This is a genomic window from Nitratireductor sp. ZSWI3 (genome assembly GCF_024655565.1).
GTDB lineage: Bacteria > Pseudomonadota > Alphaproteobacteria > Rhizobiales > Rhizobiaceae > Nitratireductor.
Window position 1 is genome coordinate 1 of sequence record NZ_JANKOF010000123.1, and the last position, 12,393, is coordinate 12,393.

Sequence of the window (12,393 nt, forward strand, 5' to 3'; positions counted from 1 at the left end):
AGAAGCGCGACTGAGACCTCCGTCTGATTTCGTTGTTTTCGATGCATGATCAGAGAACCACGTATTCTCAGTAGTTTCCCTCACGACGATTCCGGCTTTCGATAAGCTTCTGGCACGAAACGCCAATGCAAACGATTCCCGTCGACGACGGAGTAGTCTTGAGCTGCATCGGATCAAATTTAAACGTCTTCTAGCTTTGCGGAATTGTCACCTGGCGTATAGTCTGCGGTCGCCCGAACAGATAATGAGCGAGCGCAATGCCAGACAATATCGAGATTTCAGCAGAAGAGGCCCTGAATAATTACCGGAACAACCCCGCGAAAAATTGGAATGGTGCCGGGTCTGCCAAAAGTCGGTTTGATAGTGGCGAACGCATGTCGGTTAACATTGTCCCGAAATTCAAACTGGACAAAACTGCGCAGGTCTACACCATTGGTTCGTGTTTCGCCCGAGAGATCGAGCGCACGCTGATCAATGAGGATATCCCACTTCTTACAGAAGGTTACGGTCTTCCGCCTGAGCGGTTCGATAGCTGGAATCCTGAAACAGGTGTCGGAGGTGGCGTCCGCGTCGGGCACATAAGCAGGGGCTGTTTTAACAAGTACACGACGCACTCAATGAACATCGATGTGCAGCGCGCACTTGAAGGCTATCAACTTCCCGACGACGGCCTCATCGAGTTTGAAGAAGGGGTCTGGTTTGATCCCCATGCCGCCGGGTTAAAAGTCGGTGATATCGACACGGTGCGTGCGGATCGAAAAATTCTGGACGAAGCGAGCAGTAAGATCGCAAAAGCCGATGTGGTGTTTGTCACGTTAGGGATGACGGAAAGCTGGATTCACCAACCAACCCTTATTCCGATGAACCGCGCCCCAGGAAAGTATTTACATAAGAGAAAAGACATCTTCCGTTTTGCGGATTACGGCTATGTCGCAGTGATGGATCAGGTCGTTCAGATGCTCGATGCGATTCACAAGGTCAGACCCAAATTAAAAGTGATTATGACCGTATCGCCGGTACCTCATTCGACCTTCCTGCCGCACGATGTTCTTTCCACTGTGACAGGCGCGAAGTCTACGTTGCGTGCTGTTGCCGGCGATTTGGCCAGACGCATCGACTTTGTCGATTACTTTCCAAGCTATGAGATGGTGATCAATTCTCCACGTGGCCTAACATGGCTGGACGATGGAGTTCATGTCCAGCCCGGCATGGTGCGCCACGTTACCAAGACTTTTGTGGAAGCCTATTACGGGTAGTCGTGCAGCCACTGACACGTGGCGATGAGAGCCGAGCCTTGGTTCACCGCCAGCCGTGCGAGTTCGACCTTCGCCTGTCTTATCTGGAAGGCGAGACTCAAACTGCGAGGATGCGCGTCAGAGGAACCAGCGGTGACAAACCACGTCGAGCGGCGCAGATCCGAGCACGGATCCCGGTGCGCATCGTTCCTCAAACCACGGCAGAAGCCGCTTAGTCCTCAACCGTGGCTGGCAATGACTTCCAGGAAGGCGGCGGCGTAGCGGTCGAGCTTTGCTTCGCCGATCCCCGAGATGCCGGCCATCGCATGGCGCGAGGCGGGGCGGGTGGTGGCCATCTCGATCAGCGTCCTGTCGTGGAAGATCACATAGGGCGGCAGGTTCTGCTCGCGGGCGATCTCGATGCGCTTCTCGCGCAGCGCCTTGAAGAGCGCGGCGTCGGCCGGCGCCAGCGCGGAGGCCGCTTCGGTTCGCGCCGCGCTCCGGCTGCGGCCCTTGGCCGCCGGGCGTGGCGTGCGCAGCATCAGGACGGGCTTTTCCTTCAGGAACCGGCGCCCGCCTTCCGAGATGGACAGCCCGCCATGGCCGGCGAGATCCACATTGACGAGGCCGTGGGCGATCATCTGGCGCAGGATCGAGCGCCAGGTGCGCTGGTCGTGCTCCTTGCCGATGCCGTAGGTGGAGATCCGGTCGTGACCGAAGCGGGCGATGCGCTCGTCCTCCTCGCCGAGAAGGACGGACACGATGTAGGCCTGGCCGAAGCGTTCGCCGGTGCGGTAGATGCATGAAAGCGCCTTCTGCGCGGCGATCGTGCCGTCGAAGCGCTGTGGCGGGCTGGCGCAGATGTCGCAATTGCCGCAAGGCGCGCATTCGTCGCCGAAATAGGCAAGCAGCACCTGGCGGCGGCATTGGGCCGTCTCGGCGAGCCCGAGCAGCGCGTCGAGCTTCTGCAGTTCCATGCGCTTGCGCTGGTCGGAGGCTTCCGATTCATCGATGAAGCGGCGGCGCAGCGCGATGTCCTCGAACCCGTAGAGCATCAGCGCCTCGGAGGGCAGCCCGTCGCGTCCGGCACGGCCGGTCTCCTGATAATAGGCCTCGATGCTGCCGGGCAGGTCGATATGAGCGACGAAGCGCACGTCCGGCTTGTCGATGCCCATGCCGAAGGCGATGGTGGCGACCATGACGACGGCTTCCTCGCGCTGGAAGCGCGTCTGGTTGGTCTCGCGCGCGCCCTTGTCCATGCCGCCGTGATAGGGGAGCGCGTTGTAGCCCTGCTCCCGCAGCCAGGCGGCGGTCTCCTCGGTGCGCCGCTTCGACAGGCAATAGACGATGCCGCTCTCGCCCTTGCGGCTTTCCAGAAAACGCATCAACTGGCGGCGCGGATTGTCCTTCTCCTCGATGGCATAGCGGATGTTCGGCCGGTCGAAGCCGGCGATGAAGCTGTCGCGCTCATCGATCTGCAGGTGGGAGAGGATCTCGGCGCGGGTGGGCGCGTCGGCGGTGGCGGTCAGCGCCATGCGGGGTGTGCCGGGAAAGAGATCGACCAGGGCGTCGAGCTGCCGGTAGTGCGGGCGGAAATCGTGTCCCCATTGCGACAGGCAGTGCGCCTCGTCGATGGCGACGAGGGAAAGCCTGGTCTCGCGCAGGCGGTCCGCCACGCCGGGCCGGAGCAGGGTTTCCGGCGCCACGTAGAGAAGGTCCAGCGTGCCGTCGAAGACGCTGCGCCAGAGCGCCCGGCGTTCCTCGGGCGGCAGGTCCGAGTTGAGCGCGGCGGCCCGCACGCCGGCCTGGCGCAGCGCCGCCACCTGGTCGGCCATCAGGGCGATGAGCGGCGAGACGACGAGGCCGAGGCCGGGCCGGCACAATGCGGGAATCTGGTAGCAGAGCGACTTGCCGCCGCCCGTCGGCATCAGCACGAAAGCATTGTTGCCGTCGATCACATGATCGACGATCTCGGCCTGGCGACCGCGGAACGCCTCGTAGCCGTAGACGGTTTTCAGGATCTGTGTCGGATCGGTGGTCACGGAAGGCCTGCGCCGGCGGGAGAGGAAGAATCGAAGAGACCTCCTCATAGCAGCTTTGGGGCATCATCGCAGCGCGGTCCCGACAAGGCTCTGGATAACCCGTCCCGATGCGCCGCCCCCCGGGGGCGCGATGCTCAGTCTTCCTGTCCGGCGAGCGTGTCGACCGCAAAGTCCAGGAAGGCGCGCACCTTGGCCTGCACGTAGCGGCTCGACGGATAGACCGCATAGAGCGTGGTGTGAACGGGCGTCCAATCGTCGAGCGCGGTGACGAGACGGCCTTGAGCGAGGTCGTCGCGGACATAGAGCCGGGGCACGAGGCTGAGGCCGAAACCGGCGCGCAGCGCATCGCGCACCGCAAGGCTGGAGCCGACCTTGTAACGCCCGTCGACGGGCACGTTGACGGTCTCGCCGCCCCGGTGAAAGGCCCATTCACTGGCGTGGTCCGTCAGCGTGAACTGCACGCAATTGTGCGCCCGCAGGTCCTCGGGCCGCGCCGGCGCGCCGGACCGGTCGCGGTAGGCGGGCGAAAAGCACAGGACATGATGCAGCGTCAGGAGCTTGCGGGCGATGAGGCTCGAGCTCTCGAGCCTGTCGCTGCCGCGCAGCGCCACGTCGAAGCCTTCCTCGACCAGGTTGATGCGCCGGTCGTCGAGATGCAGGTCGAGCGACAGGTCCGGATAGCGTTCCAGAAAGGACGGGATGGCCTCGGACAGCGCCATGAGCGTCACGGTGACCGGCGCGCTGACCCGCAGCAGCCCGCTCGGCCGCTGCTGAAGAGGCCCGAGCGCCGTGTCGGCCTCGTCGAGGTCGTCGAGGATGCGCGCCACCCGCTCGTAATAGAGCCGGCCCGCTTCCGTCAGGCTCATGCGGCGTGTCGTCCGGTTGATGAGGCGCACGGCGAGATGGGCTTCCAGTTCGCTGATGTTCTTGCTGACGGCGGCAGGCGACAGGCGCAACTGCGCGGCGGCCCTGGCGAAGCTGCCGAGCTCGACGGCCTGGCGAAACACGGTGAGGGCCCTCAGACGATCCATTTATTCGTTACTATGAGTGAAGAGTGATTGCCCAAAATCGCATATTATAATCCTCATCGCAATGAATTAGCTGTTGCACATCGTCTGGTCGGCCATCGCCGATGCCGGCAACCACGGAAAGGCAGGTGCGCGATGAGCGGAACGGACACGAATGCGGCGGGGGCCCATCTGGGCATGTTCGTCTGGGCCCTGATCGTCGGGGCGTCGTTTCCGGCCGTCGGCCTTCTGAGCGAGGGGCTTCCGCCGCTGCTTCTGACGGCCATGCGCTTTGCGATCGCTGCGCTGGCGATGCTGCCGATGACCTGGCGCGCCGGTGCGGCCCTGCCGGGCCCTGCCGGCATGCTGCTCTACGCGGTGATGGGCCTGTGCCTTGCCGGCTTCTTCGGCATCATGTTCTGGGCGGCGCATCGGGTGACGGCGCTTTCCATGTCGGCGCTCTTCGTCTCCATGCCGCTTCTGGCTTATGGACTTGGCCGCATGCTGGGCGTCGAGCCGCGCGCCGGCCGCCTGCTGGCCATCCTGGCGCTGGGGGCGTTCGGCGCGCTGGCGCTGGCCGTCGCGCAGACCGGAGGCAATCTTGCCGAACTGCGCTTCGGCTGGGCCGAGGCGGCCTTCTTCGCCGGCTGCATCGCCTCCGCGCTTTATCCGGTGCTGTCGAAATGGGGGCTGGCGCGTGGTCTGTTGTCGAAGAGTGCGGCCGTGCGCACCTTCTGGAGTCTTGCTGTGGGTGGCCTGCTGATCGCCGTCGTCGGGATCTTTGCCGAGCCGGTCGCCGCGATGGCACGCATGGATCTCGGCGATGTACTGCTCGTCGCCTATCTGGGCGTCTTTTCCAGCGGGGTAACCTTCTGGCTGATGCAGCGCGGTACAGGCGCGCTGACGCCTGGCGCCGTGACGGCCTACAGCTATCTCGTTCCCTTCGTTTCGATGCTGGTCCTGTTCGTGACCAGGCCGGCGGCGATCGGCTGGCACTGGCTGCCGGGAAGCCTGCTGGTGATCGCAGCGATCGCGCTGCTTCTGCGCGGCGGGGCGGCAAAGCGTGCCGGGCCGGCGCGGCAGGGGGCCTGAACGGTCCCGGAAAGCTCAACTCTCAACCCCTATCATTGTGGAGGACGATCATGCGGATCGCCGTGTTTGGTGCGAATGGAAATGTCGGAAGCCGCGTCGTTGCGGAGGCGCTGTCGCGCCGCCATCGGGTGACGGCGGTGCTGCGCGATGCGGGGCGGGCAGCCCGCGTGCCGGCGGGGGCAGTGATCCGGGCAGGCGATGCTTCGGATGCCGCGCAGGTGGCGAAACTGGCGGACGGGCACGACGTCGTGGTGGCCGCGACACGGCCGGCGTCCGGCCGGGAGGGCGACGCGTCGACCACCATGCGGGCGCTTCTGGAGGGCCTGGCCGGCTCCGAAACGAGGCTTATCGTGGTGGGTGGCGCCGCCAGCCTGCTGGTTCCGGGAGGCGGCGGCACGCTGGTGCTGGACGACCCGCGTTTCGTGCCGGAAACGGTGCGACCGATTGCCCGGTCGAGCTATGAGCAGTTCGCATTGTGCCGCGCTGCGCGGGATGTCGACTGGACCTATCTCTGTCCGCCGGCGCTGCTCGAGCCCGGCGAGCGGACGGGCCGGTTCCGGCTCGGCAGCGACGAACTTCTCGTCGATGCGGCCGGACGCTCGGCGCTGTCCATGGAGGATCTGGCGATCGCCGTTGTGAACGAGGCCGAAGAGGCGCGGCATCGCCGTGCCCGCTTCACCGCCGCCTATTGATCGCCCTCAGGCCGTGTGGCCGCCGTCAACCGCCAGCGAGGCACCAGTGATGAACCGTCCCTCGGGCCCGGCGAGATAGGCGACCATGGCGGCGATGTCGTCGGGCGCTCCGAAGTGGCCGACCGGCATCAGGCTGCGCTGCTGATCGGCGTGCTCTCCGTCGGCCGGATTCATGTCGGTGTCGGTGGAGCCCGGGTCGACGACGTTCACCGTGATGCCGCGCGCGCCGACATCGTGCGCCAACCCCTTGGTGAAGCCGATCAGCGCCGACTTGCTCATGGCGTAGAGCGTCACCCCGCCATGCGGCACGCGCTGGGCGAAGCAGGAGCCGATGGAAATGATCCGGCCGCCTTCGCCCATGTGCCGGAGGGCTGCCTGCGAGGCGACGAAAACGCCTTTGACGTGGATGCCTATGGTGCGGTCGATTTCCTCGATCGTCACGCTCTCCGGCGGGCCGGAGGGGAAGATCCCGGCATTGTTGACCAGGATGTCCATGCTGCCGAGGACCTCGGCAGTCCGGTTGACGGCGGCCGTGACGGCGCGCGGATCGGCGCTATCCGCCTGGATGGCCAGACCCCGCCCGCCTGCGGTCTCGACGGCAGCGACGACCGCCGCCGCCTTCTGCGCATTTTTTGCATAGGTGACGGCGACGTCCGCACCGCGCTCGGCCAGCCGCCTGGCGATCGCTGCGCCGATGCCGCGGCTGCCTCCCGTTACCAGTGCCACCTTGCCCTTCAGGTCCCGCATGTCCTTCTCCATTTATATACCGATAGGTACAAAATTGATATGCGGCTTGTGAAATCGCGTCAAGGGAATTATTTACGGACTGGTACAAAAGGTATTTCGACATGGCGGAAAGAGGCAGACCGAGGGCTTTCGACAGGGACGAAGCGCTGCATCGGGCGATGCGCGTCTTCTGGACCTGCGGCTATGAAGGCGCGTCGGTGAGCGAGCTGGCGCAGGCGATGGGCATCAACAAGCCCAGCCTCTATGCCGCCTTCGGCTGCAAGGAAGAACTGTTCCGCGAGGCGATCGCGCTGTACGGGCGCGAGGAGGGCGCCCCGGTGGGCGAGGCGCTGGCGGCCGGCCGCACCGCGCGTGGCGCCATCGAGATGGCGCTGCGCGTCAACGCGCGCAGCTACACCAATCCCGACAATCCGCGCGGCTGCATGGTGGTGGTCTCGGCGCTCGCCGGAGCGCCGGAGAACAATCCGGTATGCCGTTTCCTGGCCGAGAACCGTCGCGAGAGCGAGGAGAGTTTCCGTCGCCGCGTCGAGCGCGGCATCGCCGAGGGCGACGTGCTGGCATCGGCCGACCCCGCACGGGTGGCGGCCTTTTACGCCACCGTCATGCACGGCCTGTCGATCCAGGCACGCGACGGCGCATCTGCCGCCGCGTTGGAAAAGGTCGTCGACAGCGCCATGGCCGCCTGGGAGACGGTGGCGAGCTGATTCGCTTTCCTCTCTACCGGCGTCGCTGGCCGGTCGCCAGCTCGATGACCTGGAGCGGCGTTGTGATGACGATGTCGGCGGCGCTGCCGACGGTCTGGCCGATTCCTTTGACGAGACTTTCCATCTGCCCGACGACGGCCTGCGGGTCGCGTTCGTCGAGTTCGCCTTCGGCCGACAGGCGCTCGCCGAGCAATTGGACGAGAACCGGGTTCTCGGCGAATTTCGTGTGGTTCAGCCAGTCGCCCGACGATACTTTGGTGACGTCGACGACGGTGATGCCGAGATCGGTCAGGTCCTGGGCGTCGCGATAGTCGCCGAGGCGCGGCCTGTTGCCGGCGATGAAGCCCGACAGCGTGAGCGCGCGGTCGTTTTGCGAGACGAGAACCGCAAAGGGCCGTTCGGGAACGCCATAGCGGCGCATCTGGCCCTTGAAGACGTCCAGATCGATGTCGGGCGAGGCCAGGATCACGTCGGCCAGCCGGCCGCCGAGGGTGCGGTCGCCGCTGATCGCCAATTGCCTGAGGGCTTCCATCGTCACCCAGCTTCCCATCGAATGGGCGACCAGATCGACGCGCGTCGCCCCGGCGCGGGCGACCAGGCGCAGGGTCTCCTCCAGCGCGTCGCGTGCGGTGGTGGCGCTGTTGTTGTCGTAGACATAGTCGATGGTGCGGCCCGCCGACGGCCAGGAGAACAGGATCGGCGTGCCGCTGTAATGGGCGTCGTGGAAGATCTGTGCGGCACGGTAGACGGCGGCGTCGAAGCCGGTGTTGTAGCCGTGGATGAAGATCAGCGCGCGTCCGCCGCGGGCGGCGATGCTTTTCGCCAATGCCGCCTCGAACTGCTTCTCCTCGGGATAGAGAATGGCCCGCCGGGCGGCGAAATAGCGTGCCGGATCGGCGACCTTCGGGTTCGGCGCAAGCTCCATCTTGCCCGTTTCGTGCACCGCGGGGATCGAAATCTCGACCTCAGCGAAAGCCGTCTGCTGGGATCGCCCGCCGGCGAACACCTCTCCGGGCTCGGTGGTCGGCGCGCGGTTGGTGGCGATGAAGATGTCGTGCGTCGCGGCGACCTGGGCCGCCGAGGCCGGCGCGATCGTCTGGGCAATGAGGCGCGCCGGATTGGGATTGGCGCATCCCGCGACGGCCAGGACAAGAAGCAACGAAACGGGGCGCGTGAACAAACGAAATGACATCCGGTCCTGATCCTGCTCGCCCCGAGTTTGACCCTTTACGATGAAAGCAAGCCGCCTTCCATCCGTAAAGGGCGGATCGGGCAGCCGGTGCCGTCTCTCCCAGAAAACCGGCATGAAGATGACAAGAGGCTCAGGGATTTCGAGCCGTCCCACCGGCACCGCCCCGGGGCGCGAGAGTGGCGTTGCGCGCCCCGATATGCAATAGGCCTTGGTGAGGCTGGCAGCACAGGCAGGAACGGGATGGCCGGGCAGGAAAAGGAAGACGGATTCGTGGCCGCGGTGGGCGAGGCGAGCGCCGCGCTGCGCGAATTGTTCGCCGAGACGCCACTGCAGGAAAACGTCTATCTTTCAAAGAAGACCGGCGCGCGCGTCTTCCTGAAGCGCGAGGATCTGACGCCCGTGCGCTCCTACAAGCTGCGCGGCGCCTTCAACTTCTTTCGCAAGGCGATCGCCGGCGGCCTGCGGGCCAAGCATTTCGTCTGCGCTTCGGCCGGCAACCACGCCCAGGGCTTTGCCTATGTGTGCCGGCATTTCAACCGGCACGGCGTCGTCTTCATGCCCGTCACCACGCCGCAACAGAAGATCGACAAGACGCGGATCTTCGGCGGCGAGTTCGTGGAGATCCGGCTGGTCGGCGACTTCTTCGACGATTGCTACCGCGCGGCGCAGAAATTCGCGGTCGAGGGGAGCGGCGTGATGGTGCCGCCCTTCGACCATCCCGACATCATCGAGGGGCAGGCGACGGTCGCCCATGAGATCGCCGCGCAAATGCGCCGCGAGGCTGGCTTGCGGGTCGAGGACAGCCTCGTCATCCTGCCGGTGGGCGGCGGCGGGCTGGCCTCCGGGGTGACGCGCTATCTGCGCGACAGCGGGCAGGCGGGCGAGTTCGCCTTCGCCGAACCGGCGGGCGCCGGCAGCCTGCGCCAGGCGCTGGCGCAGGACCGGCCGGTGCGCCTTGCCAAGGTGGACAATTTCGTCGACGGGGCGGCGGTGGCCGAGATCGGGGCCGAGCCGTTCTCCCTGCTGCGCGCCTTCGATGCGAGCGCGGTGCACCTGGTGCCGGAGAACCGGCTTTGCGCGACGATGATCGAGATGCTCAACATCGAGGGCATCGTGCTGGAGCCGGCGGGCGCGCTCGCCATCGATACGCTGAAGGATTTTTCGCCCGAAGCGCTCGCCGGGCGGACGGTGGTGGCGGTGGTCTCGGGCGGCAATTTCGATTTCGAGCGCCTGCCGGATGTCAAGGAACGGGCGCTGCGCTTCGAGGGGCTCAAGAAGTACTTCATCTTCCGCTTCCCGCAGCGGCCCGGCGCGCTGCGCGATTTCCTCGACCTGCTCGGCCCCGACGACGACATCACGCGGTTCGAATATCTGAAGAAGTCGGCACGCAATTTCGGCTCGGTGCTGATCGGCATCGAGACCAGGCGGCGCGACAATTTCGACATCCTGACGCAGCGTTTCAACGCGGCCGGCTGGGCCTATCAGGACATCACCGACAACGACACGATCGCCGGGCTGATCATCTGAACGGAGGGGAGCGCCGTGGCAAAGACACGCTACATCATCCTGTTTCGCGGCGTCGGCGGCGCGACGCAGCTTCCCGTCAAGCAGCTCAAACCGGTGCTCGAAGGCTGCGGCTTCGAGAACGTCAGCACCTATATCAACAGCGGCAATGCCGTGGTGACCTCGACGCTCGACGAAGCCGGCCTGGTCGAGAAGGTGGCGGCGGCGGTGCGCCGGCAGATGGGGTTCGAGAAGGCGATCATGGCGCGCTCGGTCGAAGACTGGGAGGCGATGATCGCCGGCAATCCCTTCGGGCAGGCGGACGAGGACCCGACCACGGTGCATGTCTACGCGCTCGAGCGGGCGCCGGAGCCTGCCGCGGTGGCCGCGCTGCAGGCCAAGGCGACCGGCAGCGAGCGGTTCATGGTCGACGGGCGCACGCTCTATCTCCACACGCCGGACGGCATGGGGCGCTCGCCCTTCGCGCCGAAGATCGAGCCGACCCTGAAAGTGGCGATGACCGGCCGCAACTGGCGCAGCATGCTGGCGCTGCGCAAGATCGCCAGAGAGGGCTGATTTTCGCGCCGCACAATTATTCGTTTGCACTTTAAGCGCCGATGGCCCATATGCACGCCGTAGACGCATGGGCCGGCACGACCGGCTTTCTTTGCAAAGACTGGTTGCGTCTTTTGCCTTCGCCATCGGGTGAGGGCCGAGCCGGGAGCCTCCCGGCGCGACAGCGCAGCCGCGCGGGCGAGGGCCCGCCGCCTTGTCGTTCATCGAAACACTTTTTCGGCAGGTTGCGCCCTGCCGCGGATATTTTGCGGCGCATTCACTGTGCCCGCACGGAAAGAAGACAGATTTGACCAATGACAACAATGCGGAGCAGACAGGCTTCGCCGCTCTCGGCATCACCGGCACGCTCCTGAAGGCGGCCGCCGACGTGGGCTTCGTGACGCCCAAGCCGATCCAGGAGAAGGCGATCCCGTCGATGCTCGAGGGGCGCGACGTTCTCGGCATCGCCCAGACCGGCTCCGGCAAGACGGCGGCCTTCTCGCTGCCGATCCTCGCCCAGATCATGGCGCTCGGCACCAAGCGCGTGCGCAAGACGGCGCGGGCGCTGATCCTGTGCCCGACGCGCGAACTGGCCGTGCAGATCGAAGAGGTGGTGCGCGAGCTCTCCAAGCACGCGCATCTTTCGACGGCCCTGGTGCTGGGCGGCGTGTCGCGCGGCAGCCAGGTCCGGCGCCTGGCACAGGGCGTCGACGTCCTCATCGCGACGCCCGGCCGCCTCACCGACATCATCCGCTCCGGCGAATTGTCGCTCGCCGAGACGCGCTGGCTGGTGCTCGACGAGGCCGACCGGATGCTCGACATGGGCTTCATCAACGACGTGCGGCGGATCGCCCGCGCGACGCATCCCGAGCGCCAGACGGCGCTTTTCTCGGCCACCATGCCGCGCGAGATCGAGCAGCTCGCCGCCAGCCTGCTCAAGGAGCCTCTGCGCGTCGAGATCGCCAAGCAGTCGACGACCGCCGGCGAGATCACCCAGACCCTGGTGATGGCGCGCACCAAGCAGAAGCGGAAGATACTCGCCGACATGCTGGCCGACGAGAGCATGCGCTCGGTCATCGTGTTCGCCCGCACCAAGCACGGCGCGGATCGCGTGACGCGCGATCTGGAGCGCGACGGCTTCGACGCGGCGGTGATCCACGGCAACAAGTCGCAGAATGCGCGCCAGCGGGCGCTCAACGGCTTCCGCGACGGCACGGTGCGCATCCTCGTCGCCACCGACATCGCCGCCCGCGGCATCGACGTGCCGGGCATCAGCCATGTGGTGAATTTCGACCTGCCGGACCAGCCGGAAAGCTATGTCCACCGCATCGGCCGCACCGGCCGCAACGGCGCCTCCGGCGAGGCGGTGACGCTGTGCGACCCGGCCGAGAACGACAAGCTGCGGGCGGTGGAGAAGACGATCCGCATGCGCCTGCCGGTGACGGCCGACTACACGTCGGAGCCGGATCCGGTGCGCCAGGCGGAGAGCGGGAACGGCGGCCCGGCACGGGCCCAGCACAGGCCGACCCCGCGCGCCGACAACACCGATGCGGCCGGGCATGGCCAGCAGAAGCGCAAGCCCGCCCGCCCGGCGCCCAGTGAGGTGCGTTCCGGCGAGGACAAG

At 65.9% G+C, this 12,393-nt stretch carries 11 protein-coding genes; 7 read left to right on the top strand and 4 right to left on the bottom strand.

The genetic code is table 11. From position 1 onward, the window contains the following. Nucleotides 1–257: 257 nt before the first annotated feature. Nucleotides 258–1,256 (top strand): GSCFA domain-containing protein, encoded by a 999-nt coding sequence (locus NUU27_RS23180; protein WP_257764669.1) that lies wholly within the window; start codon nt 258–260, stop codon nt 1,254–1,256. Nucleotides 1,257–1,474: 218 nt separating this feature from the next. Here the strand turns inward: NUU27_RS23180 and recQ are convergent, their stop codons facing one another. After that, nucleotides 1,475–3,277 carry a DNA helicase RecQ gene (gene recQ, locus NUU27_RS23185; RefSeq protein ID WP_257764670.1) on the bottom strand — a complete coding sequence of 601 codons (1,803 nt, stop codon included), beginning with the start codon at nt 3,275–3,277 and terminating at the stop codon, nt 1,475–1,477. Nucleotides 3,278–3,411: 134 nt separating this feature from the next. Then, complete coding sequence (locus tag NUU27_RS23190) at nt 3,412–4,308, bottom strand: LysR family transcriptional regulator (protein WP_257764671.1); 897 nt, start codon at nt 4,306–4,308, stop codon at nt 3,412–3,414. A 132-nt stretch (nt 4,309–4,440) separates the two neighbouring features. On the opposite strand from NUU27_RS23190, the gene NUU27_RS23195 reads away from it, so the two are divergent. Together NUU27_RS23195 and NUU27_RS23200 are read left to right on the top strand one after the other, a co-directional pair. Then, nucleotides 4,441–5,376: a DMT family transporter gene (locus NUU27_RS23195; protein ID WP_257764672.1), complete on the top strand. Its 936-nt coding sequence runs from the start codon at nt 4,441–4,443 to the stop codon at nt 5,374–5,376. 50 nt (nt 5,377–5,426) lie between these two features. Beyond that, entirely contained in the window at nt 5,427–6,068 is a 642-nt protein-coding gene (locus NUU27_RS23200) for an NAD(P)-dependent oxidoreductase (RefSeq protein ID WP_257764673.1), read from the top strand. Between the two features lie 6 nt (nt 6,069–6,074). On the opposite strand, the gene NUU27_RS23205 is transcribed toward NUU27_RS23200, so the two are convergent. Further along, on the bottom strand, nt 6,075–6,815 hold the full coding sequence (locus NUU27_RS23205; RefSeq protein WP_257764674.1) for a 3-oxoacyl-ACP reductase family protein: 741 nt from the start codon (nt 6,813–6,815) through the stop codon (nt 6,075–6,077). A gap of 101 nt (nt 6,816–6,916) precedes the next feature. On the opposite strand from NUU27_RS23205, the gene NUU27_RS23210 reads away from it, so the two are divergent. After that, a complete protein-coding gene (locus tag NUU27_RS23210; protein ID WP_257764675.1) occupies nt 6,917–7,519 on the top strand; it encodes a TetR/AcrR family transcriptional regulator in 603 nt (200 codons plus the stop codon). A 13-nt stretch (nt 7,520–7,532) separates the two neighbouring features. Here the strand turns inward: NUU27_RS23210 and NUU27_RS23215 are convergent, their stop codons facing one another. Beyond that, nucleotides 7,533–8,711, bottom strand: a complete 1,179-nt coding sequence (locus NUU27_RS23215; protein ID WP_257764676.1) for an alpha/beta hydrolase — start codon at nt 8,709–8,711, stop codon at nt 7,533–7,535. Nucleotides 8,712–8,951: 240 nt separating this feature from the next. Here NUU27_RS23215 and ilvA point away from each other — a divergent pair, with 240 nt between their 5' ends. The 3 genes from ilvA to NUU27_RS23230 all read left to right on the top strand — a co-directional run. Continuing rightward, entirely contained in the window at nt 8,952–10,238 is a 1,287-nt protein-coding gene (gene ilvA, locus NUU27_RS23220; RefSeq protein WP_257764677.1) for a threonine ammonia-lyase IlvA, read from the top strand. Nucleotides 10,239–10,253: 15 nt separating this feature from the next. After that, a complete protein-coding gene (locus tag NUU27_RS23225; RefSeq protein WP_257764678.1) occupies nt 10,254–10,790 on the top strand; it encodes a DUF1697 domain-containing protein in 537 nt (178 codons plus the stop codon). A gap of 193 nt (nt 10,791–10,983) precedes the next feature. Beyond that, a partial coding sequence (locus NUU27_RS23230) for a DEAD/DEAH box helicase (protein WP_374568009.1) occupies nt 10,984–12,393 on the top strand: 1,410 nt, incomplete at its 3' end.